This window comes from Perlucidibaca sp., from assembly GCF_057084925.1.
On the sequence record NZ_JBXMRC010000007.1, the window covers coordinates 1 to 20,867 of the forward strand.

18 protein-coding genes and 1 pseudogene are annotated in these 20,867 nt (G+C 55.2%); all 19 read right to left on the minus strand.

All coding sequences use genetic code 11. From position 1 onward, the window contains the following. Window positions 1-218 (minus strand): annotated as a pseudogene (locus AC14IB_RS01615) (hypothetical protein); the annotation flags it as partial. Further along, window positions 215-1,261: a glycosyltransferase gene (locus AC14IB_RS01620; protein WP_484230254.1), complete on the minus strand. Its 1,047-nt coding sequence runs from the start codon at window positions 1,259-1,261 to the stop codon at window positions 215-217. The pseudogene AC14IB_RS01615 and the gene AC14IB_RS01620, both read right to left, overlap by 4 nt. Window positions 1,262-1,380: 119 nt before the next feature. After that, a complete protein-coding gene (locus tag AC14IB_RS01625) occupies window positions 1,381-2,535 on the minus strand; it encodes a glycosyltransferase family 4 protein (RefSeq protein WP_484230255.1) in 1,155 nt (384 codons plus the stop codon). Between the two features lie 53 nt (window positions 2,536-2,588). Continuing rightward, the gene (locus AC14IB_RS01630; RefSeq protein WP_484230256.1) at window positions 2,589-3,758 is read right to left on the minus strand and encodes an O-antigen ligase family protein; all 1,170 of its coding nucleotides are present in this window, start codon (window positions 3,756-3,758) and stop codon (window positions 2,589-2,591) included. Continuing rightward, entirely contained in the window at window positions 3,755-5,014 is a 1,260-nt protein-coding gene (locus AC14IB_RS01635) for an MATE family efflux transporter (protein ID WP_484230257.1), read from the minus strand. Before AC14IB_RS01635 ends, AC14IB_RS01630 begins: the two co-directional genes overlap by 4 nt. 94 nt (window positions 5,015-5,108) lie before the next feature. Beyond that, a complete protein-coding gene (wecC, locus tag AC14IB_RS01640; RefSeq protein ID WP_484230258.1) occupies window positions 5,109-6,374 on the minus strand; it encodes a UDP-N-acetyl-D-mannosamine dehydrogenase in 1,266 nt (421 codons plus the stop codon). A 32-nt stretch (window positions 6,375-6,406) separates the two neighbouring features. Beyond that, window positions 6,407-7,534 (minus strand): non-hydrolyzing UDP-N-acetylglucosamine 2-epimerase, encoded by a 1,128-nt coding sequence (wecB, locus tag AC14IB_RS01645; RefSeq protein ID WP_484230259.1) that lies wholly within the window; start codon window positions 7,532-7,534, stop codon window positions 6,407-6,409. 5 nt (window positions 7,535-7,539) lie between these two features. Beyond that, window positions 7,540-9,777, minus strand: coding sequence for a polysaccharide biosynthesis tyrosine autokinase (locus AC14IB_RS01650; protein ID WP_484230260.1), 2,238 nt, complete (start codon window positions 9,775-9,777; stop codon window positions 7,540-7,542). A 27-nt stretch (window positions 9,778-9,804) separates the two neighbouring features. Then, complete coding sequence (locus AC14IB_RS01655) at window positions 9,805-10,239, minus strand: low molecular weight protein-tyrosine-phosphatase (protein ID WP_484230261.1); 435 nt, start codon at window positions 10,237-10,239, stop codon at window positions 9,805-9,807. 139 nt (window positions 10,240-10,378) lie between these two features. Continuing rightward, window positions 10,379-12,535, minus strand: a complete 2,157-nt coding sequence (locus AC14IB_RS01660) for a YjbH domain-containing protein (protein WP_484230262.1) — start codon at window positions 12,533-12,535, stop codon at window positions 10,379-10,381. Next, the gene (locus AC14IB_RS01665) at window positions 12,532-13,899 is read right to left on the minus strand and encodes a YjbF family lipoprotein (RefSeq protein WP_484230263.1); all 1,368 of its coding nucleotides are present in this window, start codon (window positions 13,897-13,899) and stop codon (window positions 12,532-12,534) included. Before AC14IB_RS01665 ends, AC14IB_RS01660 begins: the two co-directional genes overlap by 4 nt. Before the next feature lie 3 nt (window positions 13,900-13,902). Further along, on the minus strand, window positions 13,903-15,003 hold the full coding sequence (locus tag AC14IB_RS01670) for a polysaccharide biosynthesis/export family protein (RefSeq protein WP_484230264.1): 1,101 nt from the start codon (window positions 15,001-15,003) through the stop codon (window positions 13,903-13,905). Between the two features lie 88 nt (window positions 15,004-15,091). Continuing rightward, window positions 15,092-15,340 (minus strand): hypothetical protein, encoded by a 249-nt coding sequence (locus AC14IB_RS01675; RefSeq protein WP_068858260.1) that lies wholly within the window; start codon window positions 15,338-15,340, stop codon window positions 15,092-15,094. 194 nt (window positions 15,341-15,534) lie between these two features. Continuing rightward, window positions 15,535-16,032 carry a tRNA adenosine(34) deaminase TadA gene (gene tadA / locus AC14IB_RS01680; RefSeq protein ID WP_484230321.1) on the minus strand — a complete coding sequence of 166 codons (498 nt, stop codon included), beginning with the start codon at window positions 16,030-16,032 and terminating at the stop codon, window positions 15,535-15,537. Next, the gene (hepT, locus tag AC14IB_RS01685; protein ID WP_484230265.1) at window positions 16,025-16,432 is read right to left on the minus strand and encodes a type VII toxin-antitoxin system HepT family RNase toxin; all 408 of its coding nucleotides are present in this window, start codon (window positions 16,430-16,432) and stop codon (window positions 16,025-16,027) included. The genes tadA and hepT overlap by 8 nt, the downstream gene beginning before the upstream one ends. After that, the gene (mntA, locus tag AC14IB_RS01690) at window positions 16,420-16,839 is read right to left on the minus strand and encodes a type VII toxin-antitoxin system MntA family adenylyltransferase antitoxin (RefSeq protein ID WP_484230266.1); all 420 of its coding nucleotides are present in this window, start codon (window positions 16,837-16,839) and stop codon (window positions 16,420-16,422) included. Before mntA ends, hepT begins: the two co-directional genes overlap by 13 nt. 65 nt (window positions 16,840-16,904) lie before the next feature. Next, entirely contained in the window at window positions 16,905-18,527 is a 1,623-nt protein-coding gene (gene guaA, locus AC14IB_RS01695; RefSeq protein WP_484230267.1) for a glutamine-hydrolyzing GMP synthase, read from the minus strand. Window positions 18,528-18,537: 10 nt separating this feature from the next. Then, a complete protein-coding gene (guaB, locus tag AC14IB_RS01700; RefSeq protein ID WP_484230268.1) occupies window positions 18,538-20,007 on the minus strand; it encodes an IMP dehydrogenase in 1,470 nt (489 codons plus the stop codon). 48 nt (window positions 20,008-20,055) lie between these two features. Continuing rightward, the gene (locus AC14IB_RS01705) at window positions 20,056-20,700 is read right to left on the minus strand and encodes a hypothetical protein (protein WP_484230269.1); all 645 of its coding nucleotides are present in this window, start codon (window positions 20,698-20,700) and stop codon (window positions 20,056-20,058) included. Between the last annotated feature and the right edge of the window lie 167 nt (window positions 20,701-20,867).

The following is a 20,867-nucleotide window of genomic DNA, read 5'->3' on the forward strand; positions in this document are numbered from 1 at the left end:
TGTGCTCTTCCGATCTGGCCAATCACACAATCACCATGGATAACTATCCCGAGGCCACCATATGCAAGCACAGTCCCCTTACCAATTCTCGCACCTGGACTAATTTGGCAAGAGAAGACGATACGAATTAAGAATGACATTAGCTTTGGCAGAACTGGAATTCGACGCTGATGAAATGCTTCTCCAAACCTAGCAAGCAACACAACAAACCAACTCATAGGACGCCCACACAATCCAACATAGCCCGTAACTTTTCTGCCGAGGTATGATACGCGTACCCAGCCTTCACGCACGCTTTGCAGTGCGACTTACCTCCGGCTACAGAGTAATCAGCTGCCCTTCGCATCCCCACCGCGAGCTCCTCCTCCCCACCAACCAAATAGACTCCACTTAGACCTTGAGCCAATAGGGGGGAATAGGCACTGAGATCGGAGCATACCAGCACCCTTTCGAAGAAGAGAACCTCAAGAATTGTTGTGCTCAACTGATCGGTTTGCGGAAAACTCACACAAATCGAAGACTTAGCCACCAACGCCATAAGTTCGGAATGCGACAGACGGCCATCAACAAAGGTGATATCCGCCCTACCGGCATAGCGGCGTTTAATCGCGCCCCAATACTCCTCTGGCCCATTACCTTGAATCACAGTCATTGATTGATTGGGGCTTATAGTGTCAGCTATTTCAACGTATGCGCTAACAATTTGATCAACTCTGTAATGTTGTGCCGCATTCCGAACGGACAAGAAGTGAGCTCCGGGCTCATCGCGTGGTTTCAGAAAATCCAACTCAAGCGCATCAATGCCAGTATGAAAGCAGAACACGTTTCCCTTATCTATGTTAAATTTAGAACATATATATTTGCCTGCATCTTCAGATGTAACCGTGACGGCGATCGCACGGTGGAGAACAAACCTCACCATCGCTCGATATAGCCAACTCCTTCCCTCATCAAATATTTCACTCCCGTATACAGTAACTACATAGTTTCTTCCGGAAAGCCAAGCCGCCAACCCATACCCAGAGGCTCCGTGCGCATGCACCAAGTCGACACGACTTGTCAAAAACACCTTAAATCCTAGCAATATATATAAGAGCATTTTTGGGGTACGCAGAACGCCAATAGCCAACTCCTCTGCAAACTGCCCGCTCACAGGATGAATGGACGCAAAGCGCCTAACATCGATTCCGATACTTCGGTAAAGTGTTGCCCAGGTCACTATGTGCTGAGACGCTTGATTTCCAAAGAAGCTAACTTGCACCTCACGCCCCCCTCTCAAAAAGCATTAGCATTTACGACTGTCATTGGTCTCGTACTCAGGCTACTTGAATTCACCCAAACAACTGTTGGAAAAAATCGATCAAATTACCGCGCTCAGACTCACGATGCGCGCCGATAGATATCAACTATTTTCTTAGCGTTTTTTTCCGGATCGAACAAATCGACAACCAATCTTCGTCCAATTTCCCCCATCTCAGCGAGACGTCCGGGTTCGCAACCAATAGCTGTCATCAAAGAGTCAGAAAGCGACTGAGCACTGCCCGGCGGAGTGAGCCACCCAGTGACCCCCTCAATCACTACATCCGGGAGTCCTCCTACCTTACTGGCAACCACGGGTACTCCCATCAATAATGGCTCTACGGCTCCACCGCAATTCTCACTCAGAGATGGGACGACAACGATGTCCATAGCTGAAATCAGCTCGGCAATGTCCTGCCGAAATCCAGTAAAAATGAAGCTGCCTCTTACCCCTAACTCTTCAGCTAACTCCAAAAGCTCATTCAAATAGGTACTACCACCATCAATATCTTGACCTACCACCAAGAACTTAACTGACGAATCAAACCCTAGAATCCCCACAGAAGCCTCAAGTAGTACCTCGTGCCCTTTGATGCCTATGCCACGGAATCGCGGCAGATGGGATTTATACATATAGGCGACCATACCTACGACCCGGGTTTCTGGCTGAATTCCAAGCTCAGATCTGATGCGGTCTCTTGTCGCGGCCCTCTGGACATTCAAAAAATATGAAAGAGGAAATGCGTAATGAACAACATTACACTTATCTTTGGTCCACCTGTAGCTGCCATAAATTTCCTTGATCCGATTGCTCGAACATATGATTTCGTCATCAACAGGTGACGTAATCAAGTCAATCCATCGAAAAAACGGCGTCTCAAGCGTTAACGGGCCGCCCAACTGGGATATTTTCTTGCCTCGAACGCCAAGGGCACATGCCAATCGCCCGACTAAGATCGCCTTTATTAAGTGATAGTGGATTACGTCAGGGCAAACTTTCCGAAGATACTTTCGAATGAAACATATGCTCCGAATGATCTTTGGAGCGTCCGCTAACCTTGAGCCTTGAAAGTCCGAAAAGACTACCCTTGCTCCTGCGGATCCAGCGCGCTCGGCGAAGGAGCCATCGCCCGGGCATATAACGGTCACATCCCAACCCATACGGCGCAACTCTCTTAACTGAGTAATCACGAACTCACCGCCGTAGGTGTGCCCGTATATATGTACAGCCTTCATCGCATCACCAATTTATTGAAAATAAAGAGTCGCTTTGCCCAAACACCAATTGCTCAGCACGCGTCTAATCTGGCAGGGTGCAATCTATACATCATTGACGCGTATATAATTGCAACCAGATATTGACCATATCCATACATCGGCTCCCCAGTGAGCGACACCACAACAATCACAAGTAACACTGAGATGGCGAATGACCTAGGGCCACTTGGAAGCCTTGATGCCATATGCACATACATAAAAAACATCGCCACCGTAAGACCCAATCCAATCATTCCAAGCTGATAAAGTTGGGTCACGAAATAGTTATGCGCGTATTTTATGGAATCGCCATACAATACATAGTCACTCGCGCCCCAATATGGCGATCGCCCTGCACCAATACCAAATACCGGTGAGTCTCCAGCGAGACTTAGCGCTAGGCGCCAAATTTCAATTCGCCCGCTGGTTGAGTCGTCAAACCCATCCTCACCGAACGTATAACTTATCCTGTCCAGCACAGGATTTCCTGAAGAGTAGAATACATAGAGACCAACAATTACCAGTAGCGCGATTATTAGCTTTCTATTTTTCGCCCTGATCATAAAGTAGGCCAAAACAACAAGCAGCGCCATATATGCCGATCTACTGAAGGTAAACAGAATTGCCGCGATGATTAAAAAGCAAAAAATTGCCTTCGTTCTAGTACTATATCCGAAATCGAGGAATATGTACCCACACAGCCCTGCCAACAGGAAAACGGAGATATCATTCCTTTTTGGAAGCAGATTATTCGAGACCTCAGCCCACACTCTGCTTGAGTAGTCACCTACAAGAATGTTCGCAACAAGCAGCAGGTAAACAATTGAAATTAAAAGCACCCCCCTACAGAAATAGTGGAAGTTTCTTTCAACTTGATCGGAAACAAAGCACTTACATAGCAAAAGCCATAAAACAAAGTAGAGCGAAAGAATTAGCAGGAAAAATTGCTTAAATCCTGCGTCGGAGCTAACTGCCAATACAAAAGAAGCAGATATCGACGTGTACAAAGGAAGCAACGTGAGCACTATTTTTGGAGTAAGGTCCACACGGACAGATACAGCCCTTCGATTCACTAAGACACTCATCATCATAAGCGCGCAAAGCACCAGCGTAAGAATGCCTTCTGGCCAGCCGTTTACGAAAAATATATTCGCAAGAAATACGATTATCGGAAGGACGAATAGAAATAGCTGCGCAATCATCTGCCGTTCCTCAACAGCTTTCTTATCGCAGACATGTCAGAACTCTGTATAAAGAAAATTCCTCTTAGGTCGGCCTTAACCATACCCCTGAAAACCATGATGCTCGCCAAAAGCATTGCGAATAGCGATAGGACTACTGACCAAACAACTCCCCACAGACCGTACTCGGGCGCCAATGCAAATTGGAGCACTAGGAAGACCAAGAGCGTAAATAGTTCAAGCAGTGAAGATACACCGGGTCTTCCGATTCCCATAAAGAAAGCTATGAGAACCTTACTTACGGCGTAAAAAACAACACCAAGACACAGCACCCTTGAAACTTCAACCACTTGATAAAACAGTTCACCATAAGTAACGGATACAATTAGTTCCGCAAGCACCCAGAAAATCGCAGCTAGCATGGCCGTAACGTAGAGCGAGAATTTCGCATAAGACATTGCAATTTCCGCTCTCCTTTCCTCAGGAGCGCTCGCCACTAACGGCACAAGCATTGAACTCAGGATGACAGGCAGAATAAAGAAAGCTTCCATGAATGTTTGAGAGACGGAGTAAATCCCAACTTCAGCTGAGAAGGCATATGCGGACACTAGAATTAGTGGAAGTCGCAACCTCAACACCCCTGCGAGGCCACCAGAAAACGATCTAAATGAGTATGAAAAGAACTCAGGGATCTTAATGCCGACCGCTTTCCACTCTCTACCCGTCAAGCCACGCAATATCCCAATCAAGCCGAAAAGCACAAAGACGACAACATAGATTGCTAGCACTGCCCGATAGGTTAGCTGATAGTATATTCCATAGAGGCACACCAAACCCATGTAGATCAGGTTCACTAAAATCAACCAGGCGTTGATCCTTAGGAAGAAGCCCTGACCAATTTTTATCGCCAAAAAAAATGATTGCAGCATGCAAGCGATCATAATGGCAACAACAGGAGGACTTATGAAGTCAGACAACAAGCTTGCGGGCGGCAGCATATAGAAAAGGATCAAAACAACTAAAGCGGCAGCGCAAATGTATGCCAGAGCGAGTGCACTTAAAAATACAGAGTAGTCCTTATTTCTACCTGAAAAGTAAAGAAGCGATGACTCAACCCCAAGCGATAATAGTGATGCCAGTAGCACACCGCTCGTCATTGTCAGCGCAAAATTCCCCGTGCCTTCTGGTCCAAGTGCTCGAGCGATAATGACGCTGGTTGCGAAAGATATCGCCATCAAAATTAACTTACTTAGGTAGATTCGAATCAGAGAGCTCATAAGTCTTATGCCACTGCAATCACAACTTTGAACCCTCACACCGCAGACGCATTACAGCATGCGTGGCAATGCGCAGCCCTTGTAGTTAAGGCTCTTACTCAGAGATGCCTCGAGTATCTATAATTCTCTTGTTGGAAAAGCTTTTGAGCACCCCGCCCTTAAAGCACTCATGATCAACTAGAATCAGAATAATGTCTGCGGTACGGACCGCCTCATCAAAATCGACGAGTTTGATTTTTTCGGAAAGCCCTTTAGGCAAACGCGTTATGTGCGGCTCTACAGCCAATATCTGACCGGGATGAAGGTCGGCCAGGCAACTAGCAATGTCAAGTGCGGGACTTTCCCTAAGATCATCAATATTTGCCTTAAAAGCCAAGCCTAGGCACGCAACAGTCACCTCTTGCAGCGACTTTCCGGCTTTAAAATTCAGCTCATCGAAAATCGCAGCCTTAACTTTTTCAACCACCCACTTCGGCTTGAAATCATTTACATTCCGCGCCGCGCGGATCAGTTTGGACTCGTCTGGCGCCGACGCCACAATGAACCACGGGTCGACTGCAATGCAATGCCCACCAACTCCCGGTCCCGGCTGAAGGATGCTTACTCGCGGGTGGCGATTTGCTAACCGAATAAGCTCCCAAATATTGATTCCAAGCTTATCGCTAATGATGGAAAGCTCATTTGCAAATGCAATATTTACATCCCGAAAAGAGTTTTCCGCAAGCTTGCACATCTCTGCCGTACGCGCATTCGTGACGACGCACTTCCCCTGCACAAACAACTTGTAAAGGCTCACCGCCGCCCGAGAACACTTCGGGGTCATACCACCAATCACGCGGTCATTGTTGACCAACTCCACCAGCACCTTCCCCGGCAAAACCCGCTCCGGGCAATGCGCCACGCACACATCAGGATCTTCACTCGCTTGCTGCGGAAAACTCAGGTCCGGCCGCGCCTCTGCCAGCCACGCCGCCATCTGCTCGGTGGCACCCACCGGCGACGTCGACTCCAGGATCACCAGGTTGCCCTTCTTCAGCACCGGCGCAATCGCCTTGGCCGCTGCCTCGATGTACTTCAGGTCCGGCTGCTTGTCTTCCTTGAACGGCGTCGGCACCGCCACGATGAATGCATCCGCCGGTTCTTGCTTGGTGGTGGCGCGCAGGTTGCCTGACTGCACCACCGAGCGCACCACGATATCTAGGTCGGGCTCGATGATATGGATGCCGCCGCTGTTGATCGTGTCCACGGCCTTCTGGTTCACGTCCACGCCAATCACCTTCAGCCCGCGAGAGGCAAAGGTGGCGGCGGTGGGCAGGCCGATATAGCCCAGGCCAATAACGGAGAGGGTTTCAAACTTCATGTGATCGCCCTTGTTTGGCATGTCGTAGTGACTCATTGCGTGGACAGTGCGCGCGCGATGCGCTCGCAGGCCTTGCCGTCGCCGTAGGGATTATGGGAAAACGCCATGGCCTTGTACGCCTCGGCATCGTTCAGCAGGGTCGCCGCTTCGCGGCAGATAACGTCGGTATCGGTGCCCACCAGCTTCACGGTGCCCGCCGCCACGGCTTCCGGCCGCTCGGTGGTGTCACGTATCACCAGCACCGGCTTGCCCAACGAAGGCGCTTCTTCCTGGATGCCGCCGGAATCCGTGAGGATCAGCGCGCTGCGGTCCATCAGGTATACGAACGGCAGGTAGTCCTGCGGATCGATCAGGTGCACGTTACCAATGCCGCCCAGAAGGCGCTTCACCGGCTCCTGCACGTTCGGGTTAAGGTGCACCGGGTACAGCACCTGTACGTCGGCATTTTCCCGGGCAATCCGCGCCAGCGCTTCACAGATACGCTCGAAGCCACCGCCAAAGTTCTCCCTGCGGTGGCCCGTCACCAGCACCAGTTGCTTGTCGGCGTCGAGGAACGAGAACTGCGCGGCAAAGCGCTGTTGCAGGGCTGCATCGCCGCGAATCTTGTCGCGCACCTGCAGCAGCGCGTCGATCACAGTGTTGCCGGTGACATGAATCGCGTCCACGCTTACACCTTCGCGCAGCAGGTTATCGCGGGAGGCGGTGGTGGGTGCGAAGTGCCACTGCGTCAGCACGCCCGTGAGTTTGCGGTTGGCCTCTTCGGGCCAGGGCGAGTACAGGTTGCCCGTGCGCAGGCCCGCTTCCACGTGGCCCACGGCAATGCGCTGGTAATAGGCGGCGAGCGAGGCGGCGAACGTGGTGGAGGTGTCACCGTGCACCAGCACCACGTCCGGGCGCCATTCGGCGAACACGGTCTTCATCCCCTGCAACACGCCGCTGGTAATATCAGTTAGGTCCTGCCCCGGCTTCATGAGGTTCAGGTCGAATTCAGGTTGGATGTCGAACAGTTCGAGCACCTGGTCGAGCATTTGGCGATGTTGTCCGGTTACGCAAACACGCGCATCGAAAGCACTCTGGGCCTTTAGCATTTGCACCAATGGAGCCATTTTGATGGCTTCGGGACGGGTGCCAAAAACTAATAATACCTTCCTAGCCTCCATTAACTTCAGTCCGTCGTAGTTCGATATTGATAGGTATAACCATAGTTATAGCCATACCCGTAACCCGCATTCTGCTCAACACCATTCAACAGAATACCATTCACCGCCACCCCTGCTTGCCGCAAGCGCGCAATCGCAGCCTCTAGCTCAGCCATTGGCGTCACGGCAAAACGTGCTGCCAGCAGCACCGTGCCGGCATGACGACCCACAATGGCCGCATCGGTGACCGCCATAATCGGCGGGCAATCGATAATGACTCGGTCATAGTGCGCCGAAACTATGCTCAGCAATTCTGCAAAGCGGGGGTGTAACAGTAATTCACTAGGGTTGGGAGGGATCACGCCTGTGGTCAACAGGTCCAAACCCTCGATCGGCGTCGACACTACGGCGTCCTCAAAAGGCAACACCCCGGCAATCACTTCCGATAGGCCGCGCTCTCTGCCGCGACCAAAAAACTCGTTAATGTGGCCACGGCGCATGTCGGCATCAATCACCAGTACCCGCTCCCCGCCGGCCACCAACACCGCGCCTAAATTTACCGAAATAAAGCTTTTACCCACACTCGGTGCCGATCCAGATACTAGGATTCGGTTATCGCCCGCATCTAAACTGGCGAAATGCAGTGTGGTCCGCAAGCTACGCAAACTTTCCACCGCGAGGTCTTGATCGTCCCAATGTGCCAGCACTTGCACTTTGCCACTGCTCCTTGAGCGGTTACGCTGCATTTCATCTTGAGCTGCGCTGTGGGGAATGGTGGCAAACACCGACAAGCCCGTACGTGCCTCAATCTCTTTCGGATTTTTAACGCCACTCTTCAGTGCTTGGCGAACAAACGCTGCGGCTACTCCGAGCATCAGCCCCAATAGCAGCGACATGACCAACACCAGCCCCTTTTTTGGGGAAACCGGGGTCAGCGGTTTTTCAGCGTAGTCAATAATGCGCACATTACCCACTGTGCCACCACGCACGACTTTTAACTGCTGGGCATTATTTAGCAGGCCGGTGTATATTTCTTGGCCCACTTTTAAGTCGCGACTCAAACGCAGAATTTCTTGTTGGGTTTGCGGCAAACTATCGACTTGGCTGGCAAACTTGTTGCGTTCGTTTTGAATCGCGCCAATTTGCGCATCCAAGGCTTTAACGCTGGGGTGCTCGGCGGTGAAGCGCTGTAACAGCTCTTTGCGCTTTTGTTGCAACTCAACCAAGCCCGTTTCGGCCGCCACCGATTGCTGTAACAGCAGCTCGCCTTCTTTAGTCACATCCACGGTGCCATTGCGGCTACGGAACGCATTAAAGCGGACTTCGGCCGCTTCAAGCTGTTGCTTGGTTTCCGGTAATTGTTGGTCGAGGTACTTCAGCGTTTGCTCGGCTTCAGCCGACTTACGCTCCACGTTTTGCCGCACATACTGGTTGGCAATGGTGTTCAGTATCTCCACCGCCCCTGCTGGGTCTTTACCTTTTAACGTGAGCTGAATAATGCCGGACTGTTTGCCTTTTTCACTGGCCGCTAACTGCTCTTGCAAGGCGCGAATGGCGCTTAAACGCGGCCGTTTAATCAGCGTAAACTCCACGCCGGGGTTAGCGCGCAAATCCTGCACAAACACGCCCACTGCCCCGGCGCCAACGGCTGGCACAAACTCCTGCCCGACACGACCTCTGCCCAATAAATCACCAGTTGGGCCATACACGGCGTACTGCTCGGCCGCTAACACTTTTAGCGTTAGCGCTTTGCCTTCCCACGCTTCCGGGACGCGCAACCGCGTAACCTTGATGAATTCGCCACCCCAGGCAAAGCCAGTGAAGCCCGGCCAACCGACCGCCGGCGTTAAACCGTGATACCGGCGTGCCACTGCGCGCCCAATGAACGGGAAGTAGTCTGGCTCGGCGACAACATCCAAACCGAGTTCATCGAGTGTACGGCCCAACACCATGCGCGAGCGTAGCAATTCAATTTCGGTGGTGGCTTGTGACTTCACATCGAACAAGCCATCCAGATCTTTCACGGCACCACCTAGGGCGCTGCCTTTACTATCTTCCACCTGCACACTGGCATCGACTTGGTAAATGGGTGTGGCCACCCACACATAGGCAATACCGGCCAACAGGGCTGCCGCCGCAAAACCGGCAATCAGGTAGCGCGCGCCCAGCACCGTGCCCAACAGGGCACGCAAATCAATCTCATCACCGTCATCCTGAAAGCGGGCTTGGGGGGCTGCGGGCAGCGTTGCGTGTGTGTCAGTCAAGGCGATACCTGCTTACGGTTATTCAGATTAGCGAGCCAAACGCTGCGCCCAGGCCATACAGGCTTGATGCAACTGCTCATAGGTCGTTTCGAAAATTTTATCGGACTTACGGTAGGGGTCGGCAATATCCGCCGGTGTAGCACCCTGCCCTAACAGGAACACTTTACCCCGCGCTTCAGGGCAAAGCTGGGTCACGCCATCGCGGTGGCGTTGTTCCATCACCAAAACGAGGTCGGCTTCGTGGCAGAGCTCTCGCGTGAGCTGCCGGGCCGTATGTTTCGGGCAATGCACGCCATGGTACTCGGCCACGGCACGGGCTTGTTTGTCCATGTCGTGATTAACCACGGCCGCCAAGCCAGCCGAGCTAATGTGCTTGCCCGGCAACGCCGCTGTTAAGAGAAACTCAGCCGTGGGGCTACGGCAAATATTGCCCACACACACCACCAAAATACGGTCAAACACGCAGATCACTCCTGTTCAGACACGCTACCGCCCCAAGATTAGGCGTGTGATCTTGAGAACGCGTATCCGTGCGTCATCCGTGCGTAACTCTTGTCTTAACGACGGAGCCGAATTCTAAACCAAGTACTGCAAGAATTAGTTATAAACCGCCCGGCATTTTGAATAAGGCCGGTTCGCGCTGCTCCGTTAGGTTAAACAGAGGATACTTGCGATTGAGCAAGGCACCACCGTCTCGCGTGAGCGGGTTCCAGTTAATACTGGCTACCGAGCGCGTGGCTTTGGGCAGGAACAGGTCAAACGGCACCTTTACATAAATGCCTTTGTCGAAGCTGCCCTCACCAAAGTCGCTGCCGGCATCAGTGACCGTGGCGTACGCACCCATTTCCACGCCATTCGGGAATTGACGGCTTACATCCAGTGTCACACCGATATCTTTTGCCAAATAGCGACCGGCTTTAACCGTGGCCAGCACGCCTTCCCAGCCAGTGCGCCAGTACAGGCTGGCATGGCCCGTGAGCACACGGTAATCACAGCTCACCGTGGCGCCATTGTCATCGGCGGTGTCACAAAACCCGGCGAGCTGGTCGAAGTCGCGCTGCTGTACGTAGTTCAAATCAAGACCAAACGCTAAACCGCGGCCAAACGGGCGGTACAGCACTTCGCCACCGACCCCAGCAAACATGCTCTCTAAATAACCGGCATAGACCATGCCAAACAGATTCGGCGCGAGGTCAGTCACCGCGGTGAATTGTGCATTCGGCACAGTAATGTCACTGGTGGTCAGGTACTCACGGGCAAAGGTGCGCACGCGTTGCAGTTTGCTGGGGCCGGTGTAATCGAAGCTGTCGTAGTTATCGAAGAAGCGGTAGCTGGCCACACCACTGAACCACGCACCGGGCACTAGTCGGTATTCTGCTTCGGCATTGACCGAGAGCTGGTAGAGCACAAAGCCGTCTGGGCCGCCCAAGGTTTGCTGATAGCCCAAACCAATACCGCCGGTAAGCGGATCAATGGCGGGCCGGTAATGCACGGGCGCTGATTCGGCGCTGCGCAACGCCGGGCTATCTATTTGCACTGCCGCTGCTTGTTCGCCGACGCTGGTTGGTTCTAACTGCGTTTTCCGCCACAGCGGGCGATCAATGCTCGTGTCCGCCAAGGTGAGGCCATACATTTCCTGCTGCACGGTGAACCAACGCACCTGCTCTGGCGCTCGTTTATCGAGCACGCGAGCGACATGATTAGCGACTTCGCTACCATGACGATAGCGCTGGTTTTCCGCCTCAATGATCAGCTCATCGCCACGCAGGCTCATGTGCTGAATCACCAGGCCGGCTTGCGCTTCCAAGACGGGCTTCCAAGCTGCCAAGTCGGCGGCACTAACTTCCGTGGTCACCTCTGGCGCTGCTCCTTCAAGGCGCAGCGGCTCTGGTGCAGGGTCGTAACGGCGCGGCTGTATGGCTGTTTTGGCGAGATTGGTGTGGAAGGTTAGCCCCACTAAGGCCGTATTGCCGCGCTCTAAACCCAGTTGCAGATCGAGAAACGGGGCCGCCTGCCAGACTAAGCCTACGTTAAACGGTGAGTCTTGTTCTTGATTGTTGTCAAACGGCTCCGACTGGTAATCGTTACCTTCGTATTCCAATTTAAGAATAAATGGCGAATGCAGGGCTTGGTATTGCACACTGGCAAAAGGGCTGACGCGGCCACGGAAATATTTATCCGTATTAAAACTGCCGCCATTTTTCTTCCCACCGATTGGGCGATCATCCGCACTATCGCTAATCAAACTCAATGGGTTGCTAAAATCACCACGAGCGCCCAAATAGCCCCAACCTAAACCCGCACTCAGGTCAAATTCACCCAAGCGCTTGCTCGCCACTACATATTCACCGGCAAACAGACCGGTACCACCCACATCTTGGATGCCCACCGCCAGTGCCGGTCGTTTTGCTGTTTCGTCGAGAACGCCGAATTTAACGTCGATGCCTTTGTCTTTTAAGGACTGCCCACCGGCAATACCATTAGGGTTGGGATCAAATAACCGGTTCGATACATCCACATACCGAAACCCACCCTGCAGCCAATCAAAGGGCTGCAGAATCATATTGATACGCGTGTAAGGCTCGGTTTGGTTCACGCTAAACGACAAATCACCGGCTTCGCGCATGCGTGCACTCGGCGTTTGTAGCGCGCCGGTCATGCCGTAGTCGTTTGCCGTGGCATCCACAGCAAAGGCGGGAATGCTGCCCGTTAGCAGGCCAACGGCCAAACTGAGCTGGGTGAGTTTCAACCGCATCATGGCGCGCGCCCACCTTCAAAGTCACGGGTTAAGGCCCAAGCGAAATCCCGAATGAGCTCGGGGTGCGCCAGGCTGCGCGCCAAAGCGGGGTTATCAATGACTACATGAGTGCCGGGCGCAGGCCACGGCGCGGCTTGCGCGTTCCAGGCAGCAACCGCCAGCGACTGAATCCGGCCATCGGGGCGCGCCAGCCAGACCACGTCTGGGCCAGCGAGATCAGCCAAGCAGGCGCGCAGGTAGCTGGTCACTGGCAACCACGGTTGATAATCCTGCCGGCAGGGTTGCGCTAGGCGGGCATCCCACACCGTAATGTGCTGCTGGCGATGACCCATTACCAGCACATCGCCTTGCGCTAACACCGGATTAGCAGTGGGCATGAGCTCCAAGCGCACGGGATTCAGGGCGGGGATGGGCGTCAGGCCATTGCTGGGAATACTGGCCAGCTTGTCACGCCACGCGGGCAGGCCGGGAAAGCGAACATCTTGCGTAACGGATTGCAAACTAGCGGCTAGGAAGCGCTGATTCGCCGCCTGCTCAGCCACGGCACTGCGTAGCAGTACGCGCACCGCGAGCGGGTCTTGCACGGGTAAGCGCGCCAAGGCTTGGTGCAGACGCAACGGGCCGTCTAGGGTAAAGCGCAGGGTCAGAGGGTCGGCGTCACGATTCACCGCCAGAACGCGCTGCAGGCCTGCGGTGCTGCTGGGCTGCCACGACCACGGCGTTTTCGGCACCAGCACCAGGAAGCGGTCGGGGCGATAGTAAATTTCGGCGCGATGCACGAGGCCGGTGCTGGCGTCTAGCCAGTAACGATCGCCGGGCCAGGCCACGCCGAGCGCTGGCTTAGCCTGTGGGACTTCCTGCACCAAGGTCAGCTCACGCTGGGTCGGGCCCCAGACGCTGGCGCGCGCAGGTTGGATTTTAAAGCCGTAGGTGTATTGGGTATCGGCCACGGTGCCGGCAAAGGCATCGCGCTGCTTCACCAGACGCGCTTGCGCTAAGGCGTCTACTGCCCAGCTCGACGGCGCGTCGGCCCAACGCACATCGCGCAGGTCACCATCGAGGCCGTCCGTCGCGAGCAGCCGACCGTCGTGCAGAGTCAAGGTGACGCCATCGGGCGCCGCCCACCACACGGTATTGGGGTCATTGGGGGATGGCACGCCGACATGAATCGCGGCACGCCCAGCGCTTTCCACATACAGCAGGTTGCCCGCCTCGGCCGGCGCTTTCGCCATGAGCTGTGCCGCCGGCGACTTCACACTGTCACGCAGGCCCTGCACGGTGCCCTGCCAAAGCGGCGAACAGGCCGCGCTGGCATACGCGCCCAGTAAAACTCCCGCGAGGCGCATCATGAGGCGAATAGTCATGGCTTAGTTTTCGTTACGAATATTTTGTGCTGTGTTCAACAGGCTCGCCGAGGGGAAGAGCTGGCTTAAGAAACGGTTCCAACGGCTGATTTGTGCCGTGCCCACATACACCACATCCGACGGCTTGAGCTGGAAGCTCGCCGACAGCGCCAAGGCCGTGGGTGAGTCACTGTCTAAGGTAAAGATAGTGGTGACCGCGCCGGGGCGACCCGCCGGGCTGGTGTCACGAATCACATAGACCGCTTCGGACTTCGAGGTTTCCTGACGCAGACCGCCGGCCGAGCTCAGGGCATCGGCAAGGCTAATGCCAGTGGTTTTAAAGGCCAAGGCGCGCTGCTGCTGCAGCTCACCCATCAAATACACCTTGCGACGATCGTTGTAAGGAATATAGAGCTCGTCGTTGTGCTTGAGGTAGATGCGGCTAGCGCTGGAGCTGTCCAGACCTAAGGTTTCAATGTTGATGGGGTAGGTCACGCCATCACGCTTCAAAATAAGGCCCGACAAATCAGCGTCGGTGGTGCTGACTTCGCCGCGACCAATAGCTTCCGTCAGCGACAAGGGTACGGTGGTAATTTCCAGCGGCTGCGAGCGACGGAAAGCGCCACCCAAGTAGACTTTTTGACTGCCGTAACGGCTGACGGACACATCCAACTGGGGGCTTTGCAAGACTTTGGTGAGGCGCTGCGTGAGCGTGGTGCGCACTTCATCGAGCGTGAGGCCCGTTACTTTCACTACCCCGGCAAACGGGTAAAAAATAGTGCCATCGGGGCGAACCACACGCCCTGCCTGCTCTGGATTGGTGCTGGTCGTGCCCGTGAGCATCAGCTCAGGCTGATTCCAGATGGTGACATTCAAAATATCGCCAGCACCAACACGGTAATCCGCCGGCTTGTGCGCTAGCAGTTCGCTCGGTACTTGTGCTGCAGCTTGGTCAGCGGCTTGCAGTTGCGCCATCAATTTACTGGAGATGGGCAGTACTTGCACATCGGCATCGTCACGAAAGAAGGCGTTCGGCGGGTTCACGGATTGACCCGGTGCCAGTACACAACCGCTGCTCACCATCGCCAATACCACGGGAACTGCCCAGCGAACTGCTACTTTCATGCGCTAAATCCTTTAATTTGAAACCTATTCATCACAAACAACAGAGGCATGTGGTTACGCACATGCCTCTGTTTTCACCACATACTGCTTAGTTCAGAACTGGCGCAACAGTACCGGTGGTGCCCGACGAACCGCCGTTGTTCGCGGCAACCACGGCCAGCGTGGCAACGCCTGCCGTGATAGCGATCACGGTGAAGGTGCCGCCCATGGCTGTCACCACGGAACCAACGGTCCAGCCGCTTTGAGCAGCCGTGGACACTGTGGCTTCAGCCACAGCAGCGTGAGCGCCGGTAACCGACAGAGCGGCTGCGAGAGCAATCATTTGCAACTTTTTCATCTTCAATCTCCTTGGTGTGCGCAAAAGTATTCGCCAAACAAGACAAGCCGATGACAGCATTAACTTGTGGCGACGGCAACGGGCGCAGTCGCTACCAATGCCACGCATTCAAGCAAATTGCAGGCCACAAATCAATCGGCTTTCTATATTTGCGGCCTTCCATCGTCTGGGCGTTGTGGTGCTGAAGCAGCCAGTCACGACCGGCGCGTTTTAAAAAAGGCCTGTAGCTGCGCTTTGGCCTCCGCCGCCAGCACACCGCCCTGCCAGGCAAAGCGATGATTGAAATAGCCCGACTCTGGCGCCATGAGCTGGCGTGCGCTCTGCAAGGAGCCCGCTTTCGGTTCACTGGCAGCAAACACCACGCGCTTCAAGCGCGCATGGACCAGTGCCCCGACGCACTGGGTGCAAGGCTCCAAGGTGACAAACAGGCTGCAACCCTCCAGCCGGTAATTTTGTAGCGCCTGCGCCGCTGCGCGAATGGCGACCACTTCGGCATGGGCGGTGGGATCGTGGGTGGTGATGGGTTGATTATGCCCACGGGCAATGACGGTCTCGCCATCGGGCGCGACGATCACCGCACCGACCGGGACTTCGCCTTTGCCCGCGGCAATTTCGGCCTCGGTGAGAGCGAGGCGCATGAAGTGCTCGTCTGAACGGGTAAAGTCTTCGCTAAGTAACTTGGCTTCAAACATGCTGACGAATGTGTTTCGCGAAATCTCGGAAATCATTTAAGTGCTCGCGAGCAATAGCAAACACGATTTCCCAACGAATGGCATCGTAGCTGTGTACCGCGAGATTGCGAAAACCAACCGCTTTTCGCAGACGCATCGAGAGCGCTTCTGAAATGATATTCAAATCGGCGAGTGCTTCGAATGCCTTACCCATGGTATCTGGACTTGGTGCCTGTTTAGCGGCCAATACCATTAACGCCATATCGACACTGATCTGTACCGCGCGACTTAAATTCAGCACGACCACATCTTGCGCGTCCAAATCGGTCAGCAAATCGTCCAGCAAGACCGGACATCGCGCCTCAATGCGAGCCAAGCAGCGCTGAAGCGAATCCAATTTACTATTGATTACTTGAGCCATGCTTTCTGCCGCTCTTGGTGCAGGCGAGCCACATAGGGCATAAAGTCTTCCATGTCATACACATGCTTTTGCATGATGCTGGCGTAATCTTCCGTGCTGCCGTGCAAGCGAATACCCGTATGAAGAATCTGCCCGCGCAGTGGCTCGCCTACCGTACGCAAGTCGATTAAATCAATGGCGCGACCGGTGGCTAACGTCAGCAGCTCAATCAATTCTTGACGTTTCGCCGAGCAAAGCGGCTGGGCCAATTGCACAGCAATATCCAAGTCACTGTCGAAATGTAAGGCATTGCGCGCCGCCGAGCCAAACACGATGACAGTGCTGACACCTTGCGCCACTAATGCCGGCAATAGCGCTCGAACAGCTTGCAAGGTAGCGTTTTCTTTGGCTTGACCAGACTGTGACATGACTGAAACCACCCTATAGATTTCAGTCATACTAAGGCCTGTGACTTAGCACCACAAGAAAACGCTTATTCCCACTCAATCGTGGCCGGCGGCTTGCTGCTCACATCATAAGCCACGCGCGAAATGCCGCTGATCTCGTTGATGATGCGGTTGCTGACCTTCTCCAGCAGCTCGTAGGGCAGATGCGCCCAGCGCGCGGTCATGAAGTCGATGGTCTCGACGGCACGCAGCGACACCACCCACTGGTAGCGACGGCCATCACCAACAACGCCGACCGACTTCACCGGCAGAAACACGACAAAGGCTTGCGAGGTCTTGTGGTACCAGCCGGCCGCGTGCAGCTCTTCGAGGAAGATGTGGTCAGCTTCGCGCAGGATGTCCGCGTATTCCTTTTTCACTTCGCCGAGGATGCGCACGCCCAGGCCGGGGCCGGGGAACGGGTGGCGATAGACCATGTCATAAGGCAGGCCGAGGGCAAGGCCGAGCTTGCGCACTTCGTCCTTGAACAGCTCGCGCAGGGGCTCGACCAGCTGCATCTTCATGTGCTCGGGCAGGCCGCCCACATTGTGGTGCGACTTGATGACATGGGCCTTGCCGGTCTTGCTGGCCGCCGACTCGATGACATCTGGATAGATCGTGCCCTGGGCCAGCCAGTTCACGCCGCCGGCCGCGAGCTTGGCCGACTCGCGATCGAAAACATCGATGAAGGTGTTGCCGATGATCTTGCGCTTGGCCTCCGGGTCAGCCACGCCGGCGAGCTTGCCGAGAAACTCAGCTTCGGCATCGACGCGGATGACCTTGACGCCCATGTTCTGCGCGAACATGGCCATGACCTGATCGCCCTCGCCCTTGCGCAGCAGACCGTTGTCGACAAACACGCAGGTGAGCTTGTCACCGATGGCCTTGTGCAGCAGCGCGGCGACCACGGAGGAGTCGACACCGCCGGACAGGCCGAGCAGCACCTGGTCATCGCCCACTTGGGCCTTTACGCGGCGGATGGCGTCTTCAGCGATGTTTTCGGGGGTCCACAGTGCCTGCGTCTGGCAGATATCGTGGACGAAGCGCTGCAGCATCGCACCGCCCTGCTTGGAGTGCGTGACTTCCGGGTGGAACTGCACGCCGTAGAAATCGCGAGCTTCGTCGGCCATCGCGGCGATGGGGCAGCTTGGGGTGGACGCGGTGATGCGGAAGCCATCAGGGATGGCGACGACTTTGTCGCCGTGCGACATCCAGACATCGAGCAGCGATTCACCGTCAGCGTTGCGACGGTCATGCAAGTCGCCGAAGAAGGCATCGTGACGGGTGTCCGCGCTGTTGTTGGTGGCTTGAGCGAGGTCGGACTCGACGGTGACTTCGGCATAGCCGAACTCGCGGATGTCCGAGCCTTCCACGCGGCCGCCGAGCTGTTCGGCCATAGTCTGCATGCCGTAGCAAATGCCCAGCACCGGCACGCCCAGCGTGAACACGGACTCCGGCGCGCGCGGGCTGCCGGCCTCGGTGACCGACTCCGGGCCGCCCGACAGGATGATGCCCTTGGGCGCGAAGGCACGAATTTCATCGTCCGTCATGTCGAAGGCGCGCAGCTCGCAATACACGCCGAGCTCGCGCACGCGGCGGGCGATGAGCTGGCTGTACTGGGAGCCGAAATCGAGGATAAGCAGACGGTGGGCGTGTATATCGTGGGTCATGTTACGGATCTCAACCGACGCGGTAGTTCGGAGCTTCTTTGGTGATGGTCACGTCGTGCACATGCGATTCCTTCATGTCGGCCGAGGTGATCTTCACGAACTTGGGCTTGCTGCGCATGTCTTCGATATTGGCCGAGCCGGTGTAGCCCATGCTCGAACGCAGACCGCCGAGCATCTGGTGGATGATCCCGCTCATGGGGCCCTTGTAGGCGACGCGACCTTCGATACCTTCCGGCACCAGCTTCTCGACGCCCGCCGAGGCATCCTGGAAATAGCGGTCAGCCGAGCCGCCGCCGCGCTGCGCCATGGCACCGAGCGAACCCATGCCGCGATACGCCTTGTAGTAGCGGCCCTGGAATAGCTCGACCTCGCCCGGCGCCTCTTCGGTACCGGCGAGCAACGAACCGACCATGATGCAACTGGCACCGGCGGCGATAGCTTTGGCGATGTCGCCGGAGAAGCGGATGCCGCCGTCGGCAATGAGCGGGATACGGTTGTTCAGCGCACGGGCCACGAGGTCGATGGCAGAGATCTGCGGTACGCCAATACCGGCGACGATGCGCGTGGTGCAGATCGAGCCCGGACCGATGCCGACCTTGACGGCATCCGCACCGGCTTCCAGCAGCGCCAGCGCGGCTTCACCGGTGGCGATGTTGCCGCCGATAACCTGCATGTTGGGGTAATGCTCTTTAATCCAGCGCACGCGGTCGATGACGCCCTGGCTGTGGCCGTGAGCGGTGTCGACTACGAGCACGTCAACACCGGCTTCGATCAGCGCTTCGACGCGGGCCGGAGTCTCAGCACCGGTACCGACAGCAGCGCCAACACGGAGACGACCATGGGCGTCCTTGGACGAGTTCGGAAAACGCTCGGCCTTCTGGAAGTCATTGACCGTGATCAGACCCTTGAGACGGAAGTCATCATCGATGACCAGCACTTTTTCGATGCGGTGTTCGTGCAGCAAGGCTTTGATACGCTCGGGCGACTCGCCCTCCTTCACCGTGACCAGCTTGTCTTGCGGTGTCATGATCGCCGACACCGGCAGATCCATGCGCGTTTCAAAGCGCAAATCGCGGCTGGTCACAATGCCAACCACTTGGTCGCCCTGCATGACTGGCACGCCGGAGATGCGGTTAGCCTGCGTCAGCTCGATCAGCTCACCGACCGTGGTCTTGGGGCTGACGGTGATCGGGTCTTGCACCATGCCAGCTTCGAATTTCTTCACGCGGCGAACTTCGGCGGCTTGAGCGGCAATGTCCATGTTCTTGTGCAGAATGCCAATGCCGCCTTCCTGCGCCATGGAAATGGCCATGCGCGCTTCGGTGACGGTATCCATGGCCGCGGAGACCAGCGGCACATTGAGCTGGATGCCTCGAGTGAGCTGGGTTTTTAAGCAGGCATCCTTAGGCAGCACGTTGGAGTATGCGGGCAGCAGCAAGACGTCATCAAAGGTCAGGGCTTCTTGAACGATGTCGAGCATGGCGCTACTCCATAGGGCTTACGAAATTAGCCGCACAGTATAACGATTTCAGTCGATCCCGTCAGGTGGGCTGCGCATACCGACGCGCGAAAGCATCAACAAATCCACCTCACCGCGCGCAATATAGTAAGTATCTGGCGGCAACTCCTGCGGCTGACGATACACAGTCTGCTGAAACTGCTGCGCTAAATCACAAAGCACGCCAAACATGGGCGACTTAGGATTAGCGCGATACTGCATATACCTTAGATAAGAGTTCGGCTGACTCTCCAGCGGCTTTGCCTCAATCAACTGCACACTTAACAAGTTGTGTATCTCTCGCTGCAAGCCGCCCATACCAGCATGCGATAAGCGCAACAAATCCGTTTGGCGATACCAAATGCTGGGCTCCTGAAAAAACACCAACAACAGTATCTGCCGAGCCCGTGGAAACAGCGCATCCGCCACCGACCGGCGCGGGGTTATCATGAGCTCATAAGACGTTGGCTCGCGATGCACCCGCCGCGGCGGCACATGCAATTGACTCAAATCAAATAAATGCCAAGGCTCAGTGGAATCCCTAATAATTCGCATGCGTTCGGCTTTCCTCAACGCACGCTGCCTCATTTTCAGTTGGTAATAACTATTAATAGGGCCTGTGGAGTCTGTGGACCAATCGGGGTTTATGACTAAACCATAGGGTTTGTCTGTCACGGCGGTGCTCCTTGCTTGCCTAGGGGTACCGTCAAGTTTTAGACCACAAAAGTTGAGTTCGCTAGGCTCCCTGTGTTGGTTTGCACGTATCCAGAACCCCAAAATGCGGTGATTAGTAATTACTCACCGCATTTTGGGGTTCTGGATGAGTCCGCAAAGACACTCCT

Excerpts from the sequence above, each read along its gene's own strand:
- AC14IB_RS01625 (WP_484230255.1), bottom strand. The coding sequence starts at position 2,535 with ATGAAGGCTGTACATATATACGGGCACACCTACGGCGGTGAGTTCGTG.
- AC14IB_RS01630 (WP_484230256.1), bottom strand. The coding sequence starts at position 3,758 with ATGATTGCGCAGCTATTTCTATTCGTCCTTCCGATAATCGTATTTCTT.
- AC14IB_RS01635 (WP_484230257.1), bottom strand. The coding sequence starts at position 5,014 with ATGAGCTCTCTGATTCGAATCTACCTAAGTAAGTTAATTTTGATGGCG.
- wecC (WP_484230258.1), bottom strand. The coding sequence starts at position 6,374 with ATGAAGTTTGAAACCCTCTCCGTTATTGGCCTGGGCTATATCGGCCTG.
- wecB (WP_484230259.1), bottom strand. The coding sequence starts at position 7,534 with ATGGAGGCTAGGAAGGTATTATTAGTTTTTGGCACCCGTCCCGAAGCC.
- AC14IB_RS01660 (WP_484230262.1), bottom strand. The coding sequence starts at position 12,535 with ATGATGCGGTTGAAACTCACCCAGCTCAGTTTGGCCGTTGGCCTGCTA.
- AC14IB_RS01665 (WP_484230263.1), bottom strand. The coding sequence starts at position 13,899 with ATGACTATTCGCCTCATGATGCGCCTCGCGGGAGTTTTACTGGGCGCG.
- AC14IB_RS01670 (WP_484230264.1), bottom strand. The coding sequence starts at position 15,003 with ATGAAAGTAGCAGTTCGCTGGGCAGTTCCCGTGGTATTGGCGATGGTG.
- AC14IB_RS01675 (WP_068858260.1), bottom strand. The coding sequence starts at position 15,340 with ATGAAAAAGTTGCAAATGATTGCTCTCGCAGCCGCTCTGTCGGTTACC.
- tadA (WP_484230321.1), bottom strand. The coding sequence starts at position 16,032 with ATGTTTGAAGCCAAGTTACTTAGCGAAGACTTTACCCGTTCAGACGAG.
- hepT (WP_484230265.1), bottom strand. The coding sequence starts at position 16,432 with ATGGCTCAAGTAATCAATAGTAAATTGGATTCGCTTCAGCGCTGCTTG.
- mntA (WP_484230266.1), bottom strand. The coding sequence starts at position 16,839 with ATGTCACAGTCTGGTCAAGCCAAAGAAAACGCTACCTTGCAAGCTGTT.
- guaA (WP_484230267.1), bottom strand. The coding sequence starts at position 18,527 with ATGACCCACGATATACACGCCCACCGTCTGCTTATCCTCGATTTCGGC.
- guaB (WP_484230268.1), bottom strand. The coding sequence starts at position 20,007 with ATGCTCGACATCGTTCAAGAAGCCCTGACCTTTGATGACGTCTTGCTG.